This is a genomic window from Cupriavidus sp. 207A1 (assembly GCF_057798955.1).
Window position 1 is genome coordinate 73798 of record NZ_JBYOJO010000020.1, and the last position, 17364, is coordinate 91161.

The 17364-nt window shown below is 68.5% G+C and carries 17 protein-coding genes; 4 read left to right on the top strand and 13 right to left on the bottom strand.

The features are described 5' to 3' along the window. Positions 1 to 23 precede the first annotated feature (23 nt). The 4 genes from kdpB to AC3FMM_RS28195 are packed head-to-tail and all read right to left on the bottom strand — an operon-like array spanning position 24 to position 4330. Entirely contained in the window at positions 24 to 2222 is a 2199-nt protein-coding gene (gene kdpB / locus AC3FMM_RS28180; RefSeq protein WP_488687776.1) for a potassium-transporting ATPase subunit KdpB, read from the bottom strand. A gap of 40 nt (positions 2223 to 2262) precedes the next feature. Next, positions 2263 to 4092, bottom strand: coding sequence for a potassium-transporting ATPase subunit KdpA (gene kdpA, locus AC3FMM_RS28185; RefSeq protein WP_488687777.1), 1830 nt, complete (start codon positions 4090 to 4092; stop codon positions 2263 to 2265). Then, on the bottom strand, positions 4092 to 4181 hold the full coding sequence (locus AC3FMM_RS28190; RefSeq protein ID WP_111517532.1) for a potassium-transporting ATPase subunit F: 90 nt from the start codon (positions 4179 to 4181) through the stop codon (positions 4092 to 4094). Before AC3FMM_RS28190 ends, kdpA begins: the two co-directional genes overlap by 1 nt. Further along, positions 4181 to 4330 carry a hypothetical protein gene (locus tag AC3FMM_RS28195; protein ID WP_172581745.1) on the bottom strand — a complete coding sequence of 50 codons (150 nt, stop codon included), beginning with the start codon at positions 4328 to 4330 and terminating at the stop codon, positions 4181 to 4183. Before AC3FMM_RS28195 ends, AC3FMM_RS28190 begins: the two co-directional genes overlap by 1 nt. A 451-nt stretch (positions 4331 to 4781) precedes the next feature. Between AC3FMM_RS28195 and rpsU the strand changes: the two genes are divergently transcribed. The 4 genes from rpsU to AC3FMM_RS28215 all read left to right on the top strand — a co-directional run bounded on the left by rpsU (position 4782) and on the right by AC3FMM_RS28215 (position 7324). Then, positions 4782 to 4994, top strand: coding sequence for a 30S ribosomal protein S21 (gene rpsU / locus AC3FMM_RS28200; protein WP_010814647.1), 213 nt, complete (start codon positions 4782 to 4784; stop codon positions 4992 to 4994). A gap of 163 nt (positions 4995 to 5157) precedes the next feature. Continuing rightward, entirely contained in the window at positions 5158 to 6069 is a 912-nt protein-coding gene (gene nodI / locus AC3FMM_RS28205) for a nodulation factor ABC transporter ATP-binding protein NodI (protein ID WP_115680665.1), read from the top strand. 13 nt (positions 6070 to 6082) lie between these two features. Then, entirely contained in the window at positions 6083 to 6934 is an 852-nt protein-coding gene (locus tag AC3FMM_RS28210; RefSeq protein WP_115680666.1) for an ABC transporter permease, read from the top strand. A 39-nt stretch (positions 6935 to 6973) separates the two neighbouring features. Next, a complete protein-coding gene (locus tag AC3FMM_RS28215) occupies positions 6974 to 7324 on the top strand; it encodes a hypothetical protein (protein WP_240987682.1) in 351 nt (116 codons plus the stop codon). Between the two features lie 4 nt (positions 7325 to 7328). Here AC3FMM_RS28215 and AC3FMM_RS28220 read toward each other — a convergent pair whose 3' ends face one another. From AC3FMM_RS28220 to trpB, 9 genes are all read right to left on the bottom strand, one after another. Continuing rightward, on the bottom strand, positions 7329 to 8534 hold the full coding sequence (locus tag AC3FMM_RS28220; RefSeq protein WP_116313282.1) for an O-succinylhomoserine sulfhydrylase: 1206 nt from the start codon (positions 8532 to 8534) through the stop codon (positions 7329 to 7331). Positions 8535 to 8878: 344 nt separating this feature from the next. Then, positions 8879 to 10408, bottom strand: coding sequence for an amidophosphoribosyltransferase (purF, locus tag AC3FMM_RS28225; RefSeq protein ID WP_115680667.1), 1530 nt, complete (start codon positions 10406 to 10408; stop codon positions 8879 to 8881). Between the two features lie 103 nt (positions 10409 to 10511). Further along, positions 10512 to 11009, bottom strand: a complete 498-nt coding sequence (locus AC3FMM_RS28230) for a CvpA family protein (RefSeq protein ID WP_488687778.1) — start codon at positions 11007 to 11009, stop codon at positions 10512 to 10514. 39 nt (positions 11010 to 11048) lie between these two features. Next, positions 11049 to 11789 (bottom strand): SPOR domain-containing protein, encoded by a 741-nt coding sequence (locus AC3FMM_RS28235; protein ID WP_115710191.1) that lies wholly within the window; start codon positions 11787 to 11789, stop codon positions 11049 to 11051. A 107-nt stretch (positions 11790 to 11896) separates the two neighbouring features. Beyond that, the gene (gene folC / locus AC3FMM_RS28240) at positions 11897 to 13207 is read right to left on the bottom strand and encodes a bifunctional tetrahydrofolate synthase/dihydrofolate synthase (protein ID WP_115710192.1); all 1311 of its coding nucleotides are present in this window, start codon (positions 13205 to 13207) and stop codon (positions 11897 to 11899) included. Positions 13208 to 13354: 147 nt separating this feature from the next. Then, entirely contained in the window at positions 13355 to 14227 is an 873-nt protein-coding gene (gene accD / locus AC3FMM_RS28245; RefSeq protein ID WP_062800953.1) for an acetyl-CoA carboxylase, carboxyltransferase subunit beta, read from the bottom strand. Between the two features lie 175 nt (positions 14228 to 14402). Further along, the gene (gene trpA, locus AC3FMM_RS28250; RefSeq protein ID WP_115710193.1) at positions 14403 to 15203 is read right to left on the bottom strand and encodes a tryptophan synthase subunit alpha; all 801 of its coding nucleotides are present in this window, start codon (positions 15201 to 15203) and stop codon (positions 14403 to 14405) included. A gap of 1 nt (position 15204) precedes the next feature. Next, the gene (locus AC3FMM_RS28255; protein ID WP_115710194.1) at positions 15205 to 16119 is read right to left on the bottom strand and encodes a DNA-methyltransferase; all 915 of its coding nucleotides are present in this window, start codon (positions 16117 to 16119) and stop codon (positions 15205 to 15207) included. After that, entirely contained in the window at positions 16119 to 17312 is a 1194-nt protein-coding gene (gene trpB / locus AC3FMM_RS28260) for a tryptophan synthase subunit beta (RefSeq protein ID WP_115710195.1), read from the bottom strand. The genes AC3FMM_RS28255 and trpB overlap by 1 nt, the downstream gene beginning before the upstream one ends. Between the last annotated feature and the right edge of the window lie 52 nt (positions 17313 to 17364).

Sequence of the window (17364 nt, forward strand, 5' to 3'; positions counted from 1 at the left end):
TGTTTGGGTCGGGTCGGGTCGGATCAGGCCCAGCCCATGGCGGCCAGGCCCAGGTCGATCAGCTTGATGCCGGCAAACGGCAGCGCGATGCCGCCCAGCCCGTACACCAGCAGGTTGCGGCGCAGCAACGCGGCGGCGCCGAGCGCGCGGTAGCGCACGCCACGCAGCGCCAGCGGGATCAGCACCACGATGATCAGCGCGTTGAAGATCACCGCCGACAGGATCGCCGATGCCGGCGTGGCGAGCCCCATCACGTTGAGCAGGCCGAGCTGCGGATAGGTGGTGGCAAAGGCCGCGGGAATGATCGCGAAATACTTGGCCAGGTCGTTGGCCACGCTGAAGGTGGTGAGCGCGCCGCGGGTCATCAGCATCTGCTTGCCGATGCCGACGATCTCGATCAGCTTGGTCGGGTTGCTGTCGAGGTCGACCATGTTGCCGGCCTCGCGCGCGGCCTGGGTGCCGCTGTTCATGGCGACCGCGACGTCGGCCTGCGCCAGCGCCGGGGCGTCGTTGGTGCCGTCGCCGGTCATCGCCACCAGCCGCCCTTCGGCCTGATACTGGCGGATCAGCGCCAGCTTGGCTTCGGGCGTGGCCTCGGCAAGGAAGTCATCGACGCCCGCCTCGGCGGCGATCGCGGCGGCGGTCAGCCGGTTGTCGCCGGTGATCATCACGGTGCGGATGCCCATGCGGCGCAGTTCGCCGAAGCGCTCGCGGATGCCGCGCTTGACCGTGTCCTTCAGCTCCACCACGCCCAGCACGCGCACCTCGGCCCCGCCCAGCTCGGCCACCACCAGCGGCGTGCTGCCGGCCCGCGCCACGTCCTCGACCGCGTGCGTGACCGCATCGGGAAACTTGCCCGCATGCTCGGCCACGTAGCGGCGCACGGCATCGGCCGCGCCCTTGCGCACGCTGCGCCGCGACGCGCCGTCGTCGAGGTCGACGCCGCTCATGCGCGTCTGCGCGCTGAACGGCACGAACACCGGCCGCGCCGCACCCATGCCCGGGGCGTCGGCGCCGGCCTGCCGGCGCGCCAGCGCCACGATGCTGCGGCCCTCCGGGGTTTCATCGGCGAGCGACGACAGCCACGCCGCGGCCGCCAGCTGGCGTTCGCTCACGCCCGGTGCCGGCAGCATCCGCGCGGCTTGGCGGTTGCCCAGCGTGATCGTGCCGGTCTTGTCGAGCAGCAGCACGTCGACGTCGCCGGCCGCTTCCACCGCGCGGCCCGAGGTCGCGATCACATTGGCCGCCATCATGCGGCTCATGCCGGCCACGCCGATCGCCGACAGCAGCCCGCCGATGGTGGTCGGGATCAGGCACACCAGCAGCGCCACCAGTACCGTCACCGTGACCGGCAGCCCCGCGCCCGTCACCAGCACGCTGTAGGCGGAGAACGGCAGCAGCGTGGCCGTGGCCAGCAGCAGCACCATCGACAGCCCGACCAGCAGGATGGTCAGCGCCAGCTCGTTGGGTGTCTTCTGGCGCCGCGCGCCTTCCACCATCGAGATCATCCGGTCGATAAAGCTCTCGCCGGGATTGGTGGTGATGCGCACCACGATCCAGTCGGACAGCACGCGGGTGCCGCCGGTGACCGACGAGAAATCGCCGCCGGATTCGCGGATCACCGGTGCCGACTCGCCCGTGATGGCGCTTTCGTCGACCGAGGCCACGCCTTCGATGACCTCGCCGTCGCCGGGGATCATGTCGCCGGCTTCGGCCAGCACCACGTCGCCGCGGCGCAGCGTGGTGGCCGGGCGCACCTGCATGGCACCGTCGCGGCGGCCCTCGGTCAGCACGCGCGCGCTCGCGGTGCGCTTGAGCCCGCGCAGCGACGCGGCCTGCTGGCGGCTGCGCCCCTCGGCCAGGGCCTCGGCAAAGTTGGCAAACAGCACGGTGACCCACAGCCAGATCGTGACCGCGACGATAAAGCCGGCGCTTTCCGGGGCATGCGGCTGCGGCGCGACCATCGCGCGCAGCGCCAGCAGCGTGGTCAGGACGGCGCCGGCATAGACCACGAACATCACCGGGTTGCGCAGCTGCTCGCGCGGCGACAGCTTGCGCAGCGCCGCGAGCAGCGCCGGGCGCACCAGCTCGGGCGACAGCAGGCGGCGCGGCGCGCGCGCGGGGTCGTGCGCGGCATCGTGGGCTGGATCATGGGCGGCGCCGTCCTCGGCGCGCTCCGGGGCGGCCTGGGGCCGCGTGGTCAGGGTATCGGGTTGCATCATGGGAACAGGTTCGCGAGTGGCGATTCGTCAGGACTGGCGATCAGCGCGCGGCGCCGGCCAGCACGCCCTGCAGGTGTTCGGCGACCGGACCCAGCGCCAGCGCCGGGACATAGGTCAGCGCGCCCACCATCAGCACGGCGCCGGCCAGCAGCACCACGAACAGCGCGCCGTGCGTGGGCATGGTGCCGCCGGTGGCCGGCAGCTTCGGCTTGGCCGCCAGCGAGCCTGCCAGCGCCAGTACCGGGATCACGATCCAGAAGCGGCCGAACCACATCGCCGCGGCCAGCAGCGTGTTGTAGAACGGGGTGTTGGCCGACAGTCCCGCGAACGCGCTGCCGTTGTTGTTGGCCGCCGACGACAGCGCGTACAGGATCTCGGAAAATCCGTGCGTGCCCGGGTTGAGCACCCCCGCGCGGCCCGCCCCCGCCATCACCGCCACCGCTGTGCCCAGCAGCACCAGCAACGGCGTGACGAGGATCACGATCACGGTCATCTTCATCTCGAAGGCCTCGATCTTCTTGCCGAGGTATTCCGGCGTGCGGCCGATCATCAGGCCGGCGATGAACACCGCCAGCACCGCATAGACCAGCATGCCGTACAGGCCGGAGCCGACCCCGCCGAACACCACCTCGCCCAGCTGCATCAGCAGCATCGGCACCATGCCGCCCAGCGCAGTGAAGGAATCGTGCATGGCATTGACCGCGCCGCACGACGCCGCCGTGGTGATCGCCGCGAACAGCGCGGAGGCGGCCACGCCGAAGCGCGTTTCCTTGCCTTCCATATTGCCGCCCGCCTGCAGCGCGGAGCCCGCGTGGTCCAGCGGCAGCGCGGACAGTACCGTCCCGGCGCGCTGCTCGGCGAGCGCGGCCAGGCACGCCATGGCCACGAACAGCAGCGTCATTGCCGCCAGCACCGCCACGCCCTGGCGCCGGTCCTGCACCATCTCGCCGAAGGTGAAGCACAGCGCGGCCGGGATCAGGAAGATCGCCAGCATCTCGATCAGGTTGGACAGCGCGGTCGGGTTCTCGTACGGATGCGCCGAGTTGGCGTTGAAGAAGCCGCCGCCGTTGGTGCCCAGCATCTTGATCGCCTCTTGCGACGCCACTGGCCCCATCGGCAGCGTCTGCGTGTGCGCCGTGGCGGCACGGGTCAGCGCCGGGCCTTGCGCATCGGCAACCGGATTGCCGGCGGCGTCCGTGACCGGCTGGCTGTAGGTCACCGGACGCAGCAGCGCGGCGTCGCGATAGCCGCTGAAGTTCTGGATCACGCCCTGGCTCGCCAGCATCAGCGCAATGGCCGAGGCCAGCGGCACCAGCACGTACAGCGTGATGCGTGTCAGGTCGACCCAAAAGTTGCCGATGCCGCCGGCGCGCTGGCGCGCAAAGCCGCGGATCAGCGCGAACACCACGGCGATGCCGGTGGCCGCCGAGACAAAGTTCTGCACCGTCAGCGCCAGCATCTGCGTCAGGTAGCTCATGGTCGATTCGCCGGCATAGCCCTGCCAGTTGGTGTTGGCAACGAAGCTGACGGCGGTGTTGAAGGCCGAGTCCGGCGACACCGCGCCGAAGCCCTGCGGGTTCAGCGGCAGCCAGCCCTGCAGGCGCTGCAGCGCATAGACCGCCACCGCGCCGAGCAGGTTGAAGGCAAGCACGGCCAGCGCGTAGCGCCGCCAGCCCATCTGCGCGCCGCCCCGCTCGCCGCCAGGCACGCCGGCGAGCCGGTACAGCGCGCGCTCGAGCGGCCGGCCCCAGCCGGTCAGGCGGTAGCGGTCGTCTTCGACCGCGCGGCGCAGGTAGCGGCCAAGCAAAGGGGCCAGGGCCAGCAGGATGGCCAAGTACAGGGCCAGCAGGCCCGGGAAATCGGTCGGCATCAGAACTTCTCCGGACGGCACAGCGCAATCAGCAGGTAGAGGAAGATGGCCACGGCAAGCACGCCGGCCAGCAGTTCAGTCCAGTCCATCAGCGGTCTCCGGCGGTGGTGGCGCCCGGCTGGGGCCGGTCCGCGGCAGATACCGGCCGCGCCGGGCCGCACAGCCATGCGCACAGCGCGACCAGGGCGACGCTGGCGGCGCCGAAGGCAATCAGAACGAGCAGGAACATCGCATCCATGTCGAGCAGAATCGTGAGTGGCAGACGTCACCCAGATTAGGGATGCGGGGATAAAAACGGGGTAGAAAGGCCCGCTGCGGCTGTAAAAACGGTATAAAGACGGCTTGCGATCCGGCGCCGACGCAGCGGAACGCTGAAGTGGCCTGGCGATAACTTCCAGGCCCGGCCGCCGCGCCTGCGTTGCACTGCATTCTTGACAGCGCCGTCGTATACATGCCATAGTTACGGGCGTATAGCATTCATGGAAACCGGTACTGTCAGGCTCCAGTTATGTTCGGACCTGGCGCTATCACCCCTGACACTGGTTGCACGGACTGAAACGTCCACATCTTTCAGGTTCGCGGGGGCGCACCAGGGCATTGGCCCGGCGTGCAATACCAGTCGCTCCGGCGACCGCAGTTTCCCCCCGTGTGAACCAGCCGCCCCGGCGGCAATCCCCTAAAGGACTGAATTGACTAAGATCGTCTTGAAACCCGGTGAGCCCGTTGAAGTTGCAATGCGGCGTTTCCGTCGCGCCATTCTGCAGACTGGCCTGATCGTTGAACTCAAGAGCCGTACCGCTTACGAGAAGCCGACGACCGAGCGCAAGCGCAAGAAGAAGGCCGCCGAAGCACGCCTGCGCAAGCGCCTGCGCATGCAGATGCTGCCGAAGAAGATGTACTGATTCCGGTACGCTTCGCCGCCTGGCCTAGCCAGGCAAAAAAACCGCCAGTTCGCTGGCGGTTTTTTTATTCCCGCGCCTGCTGCACCGCGCCAACCGAGGCCGGCGCGGATGACCGGCATAATGGCGGATATTGCGCCGTTGCGGCGCCACACCGGACCCTGCCTTGACTGCCATCCTCGAATTGCGCAAGGTGCGCAAGCAATACGGCGACACGGTCGTGGTCGACGACCTCGACCTGCAGGTTTTCCGCGGCCAGTGCTTCGGCCTGCTGGGCCCCAACGGCGCTGGCAAGACCACCACGCTGCGGCTGCTGCTGGGCCTGACCACGCCGCTGGCGGGCACGCTGACGCTGTGCGGCGAGCCCATCCCCGAGCGCGCGCCGCAGGCGCGCATGCGCGTGGGCGTGGTGCCACAGTTCGACAATCTCGACCCCGACTTCTCGGTGATCGAGAACCTGCGCATCTTCGGCCGCTACTTCGGGCTGTCGTCGGCCGAGATCGAGCGGCGCGTGCCGAAGCTGCTGGAATTCGCGCGGCTGGAAAACCGCGCCGACGCGCAGGTGCGCGACCTCTCCGGCGGCATGCGCCGGCGCCTGACCGTGGCGCGCGCGCTGATCAACGACCCGGACCTGCTGGTAATGGACGAGCCCACCACCGGCCTCGACCCGCAGGCGCGCCACCTGATCTGGGAGCGGCTGAAGTCGCTGATGGCCAGCGGCAAGACCATCCTGCTGACCACGCACTTCATGGAGGAAGCCGAGCGGCTGTGCAACTACCTGTGCGTGATCGACGGCGGCCGCAAGATCGCCGAAGGCAAGCCGCACGAGCTGATCGACAGCCAGATCGGCTGCGACGTGGTCGAGGTCTATGGCGATGAACTGGAAACGCTGCGCGGCACGCTGACACCGCTGGCGCAGCGCACCGAAATGAGCGGCGAGACGCTGTTCTGCTACGTGCGCGAGCCCGCCCCGCTGCTGGCGGCGCTGCACGGCAGGAGCGGCGTGCGCTACCTGCACCGCCCGGCCAACCTCGAGGACGTGTTCCTCAAGCTGACCGGCCGCGAGATGCGGGACTGAAACAAGGGACGACATGAGCGAACAGGACCCCCGCGCGGACGCCGCCGATGCCTCCCCCGCCGCCGCCATGGCGTCGCGCCAGACCTATCCGCAGCCGCTGCTGCCGCGCAACCTGCGCAACTGGATGATGGTCTGGTACCGCAACTACATGGTGTGGAAGAAGCTGGCGATTCCGTCGATGATCGGCAACCTGGCCGACCCGATGATCTACCTGTTCGGCCTCGGCCTCGGGCTCGGGCTGATGGTGGGCCAGGTCGACGGGGTGTCGTATATCGCCTTCCTGGCGGCCGGCACCACCGCGTCCAGCGTGATGATGTCGGCCAGCTTCGAGTCGATGTATTCGGCGTTCTCGCGCATGCATGTGCAGCGCACCTGGGAAGCGATCATGCATGCGCCGCTGACGCTGGGCGACGTGGTGCTGGGCGAGATCGCCTGGGCCGCCAGCAAGGCGGTGCTGTCGGGGCTGGCCATCATGCTGGTGGCGGGCGCTCTCGGCTATGCGCAGATGCCGGGGGCGCTGCTGGCGTTGCCGGTGATCGTGCTGGCCGGGATCGCCTTCGCCGCGCTGGCGATGATCGTCACCGCGCTGGCGCCGAGCTACGACTTCTTCATGTTCTACCAGACCCTGGTGATGACGCCGATGCTGCTGCTGTCGGGCGTGTTCTTCCCGCTGGAACAGCTGCCCGAAGGCGTGCAGGCCGCCGCCAAGGCGCTGCCGCTGGCGCACGCCGTGGCGCTAATCCGGCCGCTGATGCTGGGCCGCCCGCTCGACGGCGCCAGCCTGCACCTGGCGGTGCTGGCCGCCTATGCGGTCATCGCGCTGGTGGTGTGCCTGGTGCTGCTGCGCCGCCGGCTGCTGCGCTGACTCGACCCCATGCCAGGCACAACCAATACCAAGAGTTTTATGCCGTCTTTATTTCTCCGCCTGCGTCGCAACCTGCGCAACCATAGCGAAACCTGCGCCACCCTGCCGCGCATCGCCCCGATGCTGGCGGCCGCCTGCGCCGTCGCGTCGCTGTCCGCTTGCATGGTGGTCGGCGCCACCGTGGCGGTCGGCAGCGCCGCGGTGTCGACGGTGGCGACGGTGGGCTCGGCCGCGGTCAGCGTGGCCTCGACCGCGGTCGGCGCCACCTACGACGTCACCGCCGCCGGCGTCAAGGCGATGGCCGGCAGCGACGAGCCCGCGCCGCTAGCGCAGCCACCGCAAGGGCCAGTCCTGCAAGAACAGGCCCCGGTGGTCGCGGCGACCGAGTAGCGCCTCAGTCGCCCAGGCCGCGCAGCAGGTCGGCCTTCAGGTCCTCGACCGACTCCAGCCCCACCGCCAGGCGGATCAGCCCTTCGCCGACGCCCGCGGCCGCCTTGGCCTCGGGGCTGACGCGCGCATGCGTGGTGGTGTACGGGTGCGTGATGGTGGTGCGGGTGTCGCCCAGGTTGCCGGTGATCGAGCACAGCCGCGTGTTGTCGATCACGCGCCAGGCATTGGCGCGCTGCTGCTCGGGCGTGGCACCCTTGAGCTCGAACGAGACGATGGCGCCACCGCCGCTTTGCTGGCGCATCGCGATCTGGTGCTGCGGGTGCGACGCCAGCGCCGGGTGGAACACGCGCGCCACCGCCGGATGCGATTCCAGGAACTGCGCCAGCGCCAGCGCGCTCGCCGAATGGCGCTCCATGCGGATTGCCAGCGTCTCCATGCCCTTGAGCAGCACCCAGGCATTGAAAGCCGACAGCGTCGGCCCGGCGGTGCGCACGAACGGGAACACCTTGCCCATGATGAAGTCGTGCGTGCCCAGCACCGCGCCGCCCAGCACGCGGCCCTGGCCGTCGATATGCTTGGTCGCGGAATGCACCACGATGTCGGCGCCGAACTTCATCGGCTGCTGCAGCGCGGGCGAGCAGAAGCAGTTGTCGACCACCAGCAGCGCCTTGGCGTCGTGGGCGATATCCGCCACCGCGGCGATGTCGGCCACCTCGGTCAGCGGGTTCGATGGCGTCTCCAGGAAGAACAGCCTGGTGTTGGGCCGCACCGCGGCGCGCCACGCTTGCAGGTCGGTCGGATCGACAAAGGTGGTCTCGACGCCGAACTTGGCGAAGATATTGTTGAACAGCGTCATGGTCGAGCCAAAGATCGCGCGCGAGCTGACCAGATGGTCGCCGGCCTGCATCGACGACAGCACCACCGACAGGATCGCGCTCATGCCCGAGGCCGTCGCCATGCAGGCCTGCGCCCCTTCCAGCGCGGCCAGGCGCGACTGGAACATCGACACGGTCGGGTTGGTGAAGCGCGAATAAGTGTAGCCCTCTTCCGAGTTGGCAAAGCGCTCGGCGGCCTCGGCGGCGCTGTTGAAGCAGAAGCTCGAGGTCAGGTACATGGCCTCGGAGTGCTCCATGAACTCGCTGCGCAGCGTGCCGGCGCGCACGCCGAGGGTATCGATGCCGAGCGATTCGGGATTGAGCGGTTGGTTCATGCTGGTGGCGCGGTCGTACCCGCGCAAATGCGATGGTTGCGACAAGCTGCGCAGCGCCCGGCGGACGGCGCGCGGCCATGAAAAAAGCCCGTGCGATCGGATGGTCGGATCGACGGGCTTGCTGTCCTGCGTATGCGTATGGCCTTGGGCTTCAGGCTGTGGCGGCCGGCTTCCGGGCATCGTCGCGCCGGCAAGGCGCTGCGCAGCGGGAAATCTTGCTGGCCACCATCTCTTTAGCTGTTTCGGGCTGTACCCGCGTCCGCAAGCTGACTGTCAAATCGACGCCCGGCCATGTTACGGCCGGGCATCGCATTCGTCAACGCGCGCCAACGCGGTGGCGGGGCTTACTCGTTGCCGCCGGAGCGCTGCAGGTGCAGTTGCGAGCGCTCGGTGTCGCCACCGGTGCCGTCGCGGTCGGCCTGGCTGCGCGCGGTTTCCAGGCGGTCGAGGTAGGCCTCGTCGATATCGCCGGTGATGTAGCGGCCGTCGAAGCACGAGGCGTCGAAGTCCTTCAGCGCGGGGTTGATGTCGCGCACCGCCTGCTTCATCGCCTCCACGTCCTGGTACACCAGCTTGTCGGCGCCGATGATCTTCGCGATCTCTTCGTGCGTGCGGCCATGCGCCACCAGTTCGCTGCGGGTCGGCATGTCGATGCCGTACACGTTGGGGAACTTCACCGGCGGCGCGGCCGAGGCGAAGATCACCTTGTTGGCGCCGGCGTCGCGCGCCATCTGCACGATCTCGAACGAGGTGGTGCCGCGCACGATCGAGTCGTCGACGATCAGCACGTTCTTGCCCTTGAACTCCACGCCCATGGCGTTGAGCTTCTGGCGCACCGACTTCTTGCGCACCGCCTGGCCCGGCATGATGAAGGTGCGGCCGACGTAGCGGTTCTTGAAGAAGCCTTCGCGGTAATTGACGCCCAGGCGGTTGGCCACCTGCATCGCGGCCGGCCGGCTGCTGTCGGGGATCGGCATGACCACGTCGATATCGCCGGCCGACACTTCCTGGCGGATCTTCTCGGCCAGGTAGTCGCCCATGCGCAGGCGCGCGTCGTAGACCGGCACGCCGTCGATGCACGAATCCGGGCGGGCCAGGTAGACGTATTCGAAGATGCACGGCGTCAGCACCGGGTTGTCGGCGCACTGCTTGCTGTAGAGCTTGCCGTCGAGGTCGATGAAGATGGCCTCGCCCGCCCCCACGTCGCGCTCAAACTTGTAGCCGATGCCTTCCAGCGCCACCGACTCCGAGGCCACCATCCATTCCTTGCCGGTGGGGGTCTCGACGCTGCCCAGGCACAGCGGGCGGATGCCGAACGGGTCGCGCACGGCCAGCATGCCGTAGCCGGCGATCTGCGCGGCGATCGCGTACGAGCCGCGCACGCGCCGGTGCATACCCGCCACGGCCTTGAAGATCATTTCCGGATCGAGCGCCATGCCGTTGCTGGCGCGCTGCAGCTCGTCGGCCAGCACGTTCAGCAGCACTTCGGTGTCCGAATGCGTGTTGATGTGGCGGCGGTCGCGGCGGAACATTTCCTCGCGCAGCTGCTGCCAGTTGGTCAGGTTGCCGTTATGCGCCAGGATGATGCCGTAGGGGGCGTTGACGTAGAACGGCTGCGCCTCTTCCTCGCTCGAGGCCGAGCCGGCGGTCGGGTAGCGCACCTGGCCGATGCCTGCCGTGCCCGGCAGGCCGCGCATGTTGCGGGTGCGGAAGACATCGCGCACCAGGCCGTTGGCCTTGTGCATGTGGAAGGTACTGCCGTTGGCGGTGGCGATGCCGGCAGCATCCTGTCCGCGGTGTTGCAACAACAGCAGGCTGTCGTAAATCAGTTGGTTGACAGGCGTGGCTGAAACCACACCGACGATACCGCACATGCCAAGCTCCCAGGAAAGGCTTTGATTCAGGGGGCGCAGCCCGGCCCGGGATCCTCCGGGCCCGAAGGCCTGCGTTACTACCAGCCGCGCAACGTGCCCGGCCTTATGTCTTCACGTACTTCGCCAGCTCCGGCGGCAACCATGGCTTGATCGATTCCATGGCCTGCATCACATACGGGCGGCTCACCGCATCGCGCCAGAACGGTTCTTCCGGCAATTTCGTCAGGCTGGCCAGCGTCACCATCACCATCACCAGCAGCACGCCGCGCAGCAGGCCGAACACCAGTCCCAGGCCGCGGTCGGCGGGCTTGAGGCCGGTGCTCTCCAGCAACTGCCCTACCACCATGCCGGCCAGCGAGGCCCCCAGCACGGTGCCGATCAGCAGCACCACGAAGCCCAGCGCATGGCGGCCCAGCTCGCCGCCCGGCAGGGACTCGGGCATCCAGCCCGCGGCCACCGCACCGTAGCGGAACGCCACCCAGAACGCCACCACCCAGCCGATCAGCGACAGCACCTCGCGCACCAGCCCGCGCAGCACGCCCAGCAGGCCCGAGGCCAGCAGGATGAAGACCACGGCGTAGTCGAAGAAAGTCGGCTGCATCGTTGCAGGCGGCCGGGCACGCGCGCGGCCGCGGCGCCCTTACTGTTCCACGACCTTCGAAGTCAGCCCCACGGCGCGCACGCGCTTGTCGGCGGCATCGGCGGCGTCGCGGTCGTTGAAGGGACCGGCGCGCAGCAGGATGCGCTCGCCATCGGCCAGCACTTTCTTTTCGACATAGGCCGGCACCTTGCTCGCCTTCAGCTTGGCCAGCCAGCCCTTGGCGCGCTCCTCGGAAGAAAACGCGCCGATCAGGATCAGGTACTTGCCGCTGCCGGTCTTGGCTTCGGCCCGGGTTTCAGGTTTCGGCTCGGGCCTGGCTTCGGTGCGCGCAGCGGGCTTGTCGGCCGCAGCTGCCGCGGGCTTCGGCGCATTGACGATTTCCTCGCCGGCATCGAGCGCCGCGGCGTCGTTGCGGGAGGCCGGCGAGGCCGGCGCGGGCGGCAGCGGATCGGCCTTGCGCGGCTCGACGCGCGGCTTCTGCGAGCTGGTCACACCATTGGCGACCTTGACCGAGACATCGTCGGACACCGGCCGCGGCTTGGTCTCGAATACGATCGGCAGCACGATCACGGCGGCCACCATCAGCACCACGGCGCCGATCAGCCGGCGGCGCGCGCGCTGCTTCTGCGGGAATTCAGGGTCCAGCGTGTCGTCGGCATACTCGTCGGCGAGGCGGCGCGACGAGGCGATGCCCGCACCCGTATCGGCGCGCTGGCGCCGGGCACGCTCGGGTGCCGGGTCGTTGCCCTTGCGGGAGGAAAACAGCGAAAGCAGGCCCATAGATTGGTTCGGTGATACGGCCCCGTGGGCCGCTCGTTGCGTTTGCCGCTCAGTGATCGGCCAAGGCCGCCGGGGTTGCCAGGTCAGCGCGCGCCGGGGCGCCCGCTTCAGTTTGCCTGCGTGGCACGGTAGGCCATCACGCCGGCGACGGTATAGAACGATCCGAAGACCAGAATTCTATCATTCTCGGTGGCGCGCTCGATGGCGTCGCGGAATGCCGCCTCGGGGCTGGAAAAGCAGGACGCGGTGGCATCCGGGCCGGGGCGGAAGCCCCCTGCTTCCAGCTTGCCGAGCAGGTCCGCGGCGCTGGCCGCGCGTTCGGTCGGCAGGTCGCACAGGCACCAGTGGTCGACCTTGTCGGCCACATGCTGGAGCACGCCGGCGATATCCTTGTCCTGCATCGCGCCGAACACGGCGTAGGTGTAGCGGAAGAAGCCCATGTTCTCGAGGTTCTGACCCAGCGTCGCCGCCGCATGCGGATTGTGCGCCACGTCCAGGATCACGGCCGGGCGGCCCGGCAGCACCTGGAACCGGCCCGGCAGCTCGACGAAGGCCAGGCCGTTGCGCACTTCCTGCGCGCTCACCGGCAGGCGCTGGCGCAGCGCCTGCAGCGCCGCCAGCGCGGCGGATGCATTCAGCAGCTGGTTGGCGCCGCGCAGCGCCGGATAGCCCAGGCCGTTGAGCTTGCGCCCGCCGCCGCTCCAGTCCCATTGCTGGCGCTCCTGGCCCTTGGCGGCCTGGAAATGGTAGTCGCGCCCCACCAGCCACAATTCGGCGCCGACCGCTTCGGCGTGCGCCACCAGCGACTTGGGCGGCACCGGGTCGCCGCAGATCGCCGGCACGCCCGGACGGAAGATGCCGGCCTTCTCGAAGCCGATTTCCTCGCGGGTGTTGCCCAGGTACTGGGTATGGTCGATATCGACGCTGGTGATGATGGCGCAGTCGGTATCGATCACATTGGTCGCATCGAGGCGGCCGCCCAGCCCGACCTCGAGGATGATCGCGTCCAGGCCGGAAGCCGCGAAGAAATGGATGATCGCCAGCGTGGTGAATTCGAAGTAGGTCAGGCTGACCGGGTCGGCAAAGCTGTTGCGCGCGCGCTCGACCGCCTCGAAGTGCGGCAGCAGTTGCGCGTCGGTCGCGATCTCGCCGTTGAGGCGCGCGCGCTCGTTGAACGAGATCAGGTGCGGCGAGGTATGGCAGCCTACCTTGTAGCCGGCTTCCAGCAGGATGCGCTCGAGCATGGCGCAGGTCGAGCCCTTGCCATTGGTGCCGCCCACGGTGAAGACGGTGGCGTCGATGCGCAGCCCGAGGGCCTCCTTCACGCGCGTGATGCGCGTCAGGCCCATGTCGATGCCCACGGGATGGGCGGTTTCGAGATGGGCGAGCCATTCGGGGAGCGTGTGGAAGACAGGCATTTCGGGTGTGCGATGGAACCGTTTGAAGCGTTTGCTACCAGATTCGGGCAGGCACGCGCAAAGTCAAGGGTGCGCGCCGGCGGGCGTCCAGAAAAGGCGAAAGGCGCGTCAACCACCCGCGCCTTCGGTACCGCGATATTGGCGGCGTCAGGCCACCGCGTCGGCCGGCTGCTTCTGCAGCAGCGCCAGCAGTTGCGCCAGTTCGGCGCGCATCTTGCGGCGATCGACAATCATGTCGACGGCGCCCTTGGTCAGCAGGAACTCCGAGCGCTGGAAGCCTTCCGGCAGCTTCTCGCGCACGGTCTGCTCGATCACGCGCGGGCCGGCGAAGCCGATCAGCGCCTTGGGCTCGGCGATCACCACGTCGCCCAGGAAGGCGAACGAGGCCGACACGCCGCCCATGGTCGGGTCGGTCAGCACGCTGATGAACGGCAGCTTGGCCGCGCTCAGCTGGTTCAGCATCGCCGTGGTCTTGGCCATCTGCAGCAGCGACAGCAGGCTTTCCTGCATGCGCGCGCCGCCGGTGGCGGTAAAGCAGATGAACGGCACCTTCTGCTCGAGCGCGGCCTGCGCGCCGCGCACGAAGCGCTCGCCCACCACCGAGCCCATCGAGCCGCCCATGAACTCGAACTCGAAGCAGCTCGCCACCACCGGGATGGTGTGGATGGCACCGCCCATCACCACCATGGCATCGGTCTCGCCGGTCTCGTCCATGGCGGCCTTGATGCGGTCGGGGTACTTCTTGGAGTCCTTGAACTTGAGCGCGTCGACCGGCACGATTTCCTGGCCGATCTCATAGCGGCCTTCGGCGTCGAGCAGCGCGTCGAGGCGCGCGCGCGCGCTGATGCGCATATGGTGGTCGCACTTGGGGCAGACGTGCAGGTTGGCCTCGACGTCGGTCCGGTACAGGGTGGACTCGCACGACGGGCACTTGACCCACAGCCCCTCGGGGATGCCCTTGCGGGTGCTGGGGTCGGTCTGTTGAATCTTGGGGGGCAGGAGTTTATCCAACCAGCTCATGAAAGCTCCTTTCGGATAGCTGCGCACCGCCGGCAAACCCTGTGTCAGGGCGAACTTCGGCAGGTGGCAGGGAATCAACCCGCGAATTTACCACGGCGGGCCCATGACCTCGAAGCGCGGCGGGCTTACTGGGCACGCCGCGTCACTTCTTGAGCCCTTCCGGGCGAAGATCCGGTCACTTGGCGTCCAGGGCCTGGCGGATCTCCGCGATAAACGCCTGCAGCGCGGCCACCGCCTGCTCGCGCGGCGTATCCTCCAGCAACTGCACCAGCCGGCTGCCGATCACCACCGCATCGGCCACGCTGCCGATCGCGCGCGCGGTCTGCGCGTCGCGGATGCCGAAGCCCACCCCGACCGGCAGGTTGGCATGCTGCTTGATCAGCGGCAGGCGCGAGGCCACGCTGTCCAGGTCGATCGATGCGGAGCCGGTCACGCCCTTGAGCGAGACATAGTAAAGATAACCGCTGGCGACCTTGGCCACAGCCTCGATGCGTGCATCGGTGGAAGTCGGGGCCAGCAGGAAGATCGGGTCCATGCCGTGGTCGCGCATGAGTCCGGCGAACGACTCGCACTCCTCGGGCGGATAGTCGACCACCAGCACGCCGTCGACGCCGGCCGCGCTCGCAGCCTTGGCAAAGGCCTCTTCGCCCATGCGCTCGATCGGGTTGGCATAGCCCATCAGCACCACCGGCGTGTCCGCATTGGCCTGGCGGAACTCGCGCACCCACTGCAGCACCTGGGTCAGCGACACGCCCTGCGCCAGCGCGCGCTCGGAGGCGCGCTGGATCACCGGGCCGTCGGCCATCGGGTCGGAGAACGGCACGCCCAGCTCGATCACGTCGGCGCCGCCCGCCACCAGCGCGTGCATCAGCGCCACGGTCAGGCCGGGCTCCGGATCGCCGGCGGTGATGAACGGAATCAGGCCCTTCTTCTGCTGCGCGGCCAGCGCCGCGAACGTCTTCTGGATACGGGACATATCAGGGAATCAGGTGAGGCCGCGGCGCCGGCGAGACATCGTCGTTGGCGGCGGCCAGGGTTGGGGTCGCATCGGGCTCGAGCGCGGGCATGGCCTCTGCGGCAGCGGCCACGCGCCCGCACGCTACCTGCACGTACTCCGGGTTGATCTCGTAGCCGACAAAGCGCCGGCCGTGGCGCAGGCAGGCCACCGCGGTGGTGCCGCTGCCGGCGAACGGATCCAGCACCAGGCCGCCCGGCGGGCAGCTCGACAGCACCATGCGCTCGACGATCTCCAGCGGCTTCTGCGTCGGGTGGTTGGCGCGCTCCGGGTCCTGGCGGTGGATGCGCGAGACGCTCCACAGGTCCTTCGGGTTGTAGCCCACCTCCAGCCACTTCTTGCCCTCGAAGCGCGGCCGGCTGCGCGCCTTCTTGGTCTCGGCGTCGTACGGGATGCGCACCGGGTCGAGATCGAAGTAGTAGTCGCGCGCCCTGGCAAAGAAGCCGATGTTGTCGTGCACCGACGAGAACTTGCGCGTGGTGCCGCCCATGCTGGGCACGCGGCGGTCCCAGATGATCTCGTTGATCATGGTCAGGCGCCGCTTGAGCATCACGAACAGCTCCGGCGAGTACTGCCAGGTGCAGAACAGGTAGAGCGTGCCCCTGGGCGCGAGCTTGGGCACGACCGCGTCCATCCAGCGCTCGGACCAGTCCAGGTAGGCCTGGCCCGACAACAGGTCGGAATCGTTGCCGTAGTCCTTGCCCAGCCCGTACGGCGGATCGGCGACGATCAGGTCGACCGAGCCGTCCGGCAGGCGGGCAATGCCCTCGAACATGTCTTCCTGGAACAGGCGCAGCGCGGCGGAGTCGGGCGCGCCGGCAGCATCCGGCGCGCCGGCGCCGCCCACGGCAAGTCCGGTCGGAGGCAGCGCGCGCATCAGAGCTTGAGCCCCGCGCGCTCGGCCACGGTGTGCATGTCCTTGTCGCCGCGGCCGGACAGGTTCACCAGCAAGAGCTTGTCCTTGGGCAGCGTCGGCGCCAGCTTGCAGGCATAGGCGATGGCGTGGCTCGATTCCAGCGCCGGGATGATGCCCTCGATGCGGCAGCAGTCGTGGAAGGCCTTGAGCGCCTCATCGTCGGTGACTGGCACGTACTGCGCGCGGCCGCTGTCCTTGAGCCAGGCATGCTCGGGCCCGACGCCCGGGTAGTCCAGGCCGGCCGAGACCGAATGGGTCTCGATGATCTGGCCGTTGTCGTCCTGCAGCAGGTAAGTACGGTTGCCGTGCAGCACGCCCGGCGTGCCGCCGGTGAGCGAGGCCGCGTGGCGGCCGGTGTCGAGGCCGTCGCCGGCGGCTTCGACGCCGATCAGCTGCACATCCTTGTGTTCGATGTACGGGTAGAAGATGCCCATGGCATTGGAGCCGCCGCCGACGCAGGCGATCACCGCATCCGGCTGGCGCCCGGTCATTTCGGGCATCTGCACCTTGGCTTCCTCGCCGATCACGCACTGGAAGTCGCGCACCATCATCGGGTACGGATGCGGGCCGGCCACGGTGCCGATGATGTAGAAGGTGTTCTCGACGTTGGTGACCCAGTCGCGCATGGCCTCGTTGAGCGCGTCCTTGAGCGTGCGCGAGCCGCTTTCCACCGGCACCACGGTGGCGCCAAGCAGCTTCATGCGGTAGACGTTGGCGGCCTGGCGCTTGACGTCCTCGGCGCCCATGTAGACCACGCATTCCATGCCGAAGCGCGCGGCGATGGTGGCCGTGGCCACGCCGTGCTGCCCGGCCCCGGTCTCGGCGATCACGCGCGGCTTGCCCATGCGTTTGGCCAGCAGCGCCTGGCCGATGACGTTGTTGATCTTGTGCGCGCCGGTGTGGTTCAGGTCCTCGCGCTTGAAGTAGATCTGCGCGCCGCCGAGCGTCTCGCTCCAGCGCTGCGCGTGGTAGATCGGCGACGGGCGGCCGACGAAGTGCTTCAGCTCGCGGCGGAATTCGGCATCGAACTCCGGGTCCTTCTGGTAGTGCGCATAGGCATCGCGCAGCTCATCGAGCGCGTGCACCAGCGTTTCGGACACGAAGGTGCCGCCATAGGGGCCGAAATGGCCGCGGGAATCGGGCAGGTCGTACATGTCTAGGCTCTTCGGAACAGCGGCCTTGCCTCAGCCGGCAAGGGCGCATAGT

Coding starts and splice junctions, on each gene's coding strand:
- kdpB (WP_488687776.1), bottom strand. CDS start 2,222: ATGATGCAACCCGATACCCTGACCACGCGGCCCCAGGCCGCCCCGGAG.
- kdpA (WP_488687777.1), bottom strand. CDS start 4,092: ATGCCGACCGATTTCCCGGGCCTGCTGGCCCTGTACTTGGCCATCCTG.
- AC3FMM_RS28190 (WP_111517532.1), bottom strand. CDS start 4,181: ATGGACTGGACTGAACTGCTGGCCGGCGTGCTTGCCGTGGCCATCTTC.
- AC3FMM_RS28195 (WP_172581745.1), bottom strand. CDS start 4,330: ATGGATGCGATGTTCCTGCTCGTTCTGATTGCCTTCGGCGCCGCCAGC.
- AC3FMM_RS28210 (WP_115680666.1), top strand. CDS start 6,083: ATGAGCGAACAGGACCCCCGCGCGGACGCCGCCGATGCCTCCCCCGCC.
- AC3FMM_RS28215 (WP_240987682.1), top strand. CDS start 6,974: ATGCCGTCTTTATTTCTCCGCCTGCGTCGCAACCTGCGCAACCATAGC.
- AC3FMM_RS28220 (WP_116313282.1), bottom strand. CDS start 8,534: ATGAACCAACCGCTCAATCCCGAATCGCTCGGCATCGATACCCTCGGC.
- purF (WP_115680667.1), bottom strand. CDS start 10,408: ATGTGCGGTATCGTCGGTGTGGTTTCAGCCACGCCTGTCAACCAACTG.
- AC3FMM_RS28230 (WP_488687778.1), bottom strand. CDS start 11,009: ATGCAGCCGACTTTCTTCGACTACGCCGTGGTCTTCATCCTGCTGGCC.
- AC3FMM_RS28235 (WP_115710191.1), bottom strand. CDS start 11,789: ATGGGCCTGCTTTCGCTGTTTTCCTCCCGCAAGGGCAACGACCCGGCA.
- folC (WP_115710192.1), bottom strand. CDS start 13,207: ATGCCTGTCTTCCACACGCTCCCCGAATGGCTCGCCCATCTCGAAACC.
- accD (WP_062800953.1), bottom strand. CDS start 14,227: ATGAGCTGGTTGGATAAACTCCTGCCCCCCAAGATTCAACAGACCGAC.
- trpA (WP_115710193.1), bottom strand. CDS start 15,203: ATGTCCCGTATCCAGAAGACGTTCGCGGCGCTGGCCGCGCAGCAGAAG.
- AC3FMM_RS28255 (WP_115710194.1), bottom strand. CDS start 16,119: ATGCGCGCGCTGCCTCCGACCGGACTTGCCGTGGGCGGCGCCGGCGCG.
- trpB (WP_115710195.1), bottom strand. CDS start 17,312: ATGTACGACCTGCCCGATTCCCGCGGCCATTTCGGCCCCTATGGCGGC.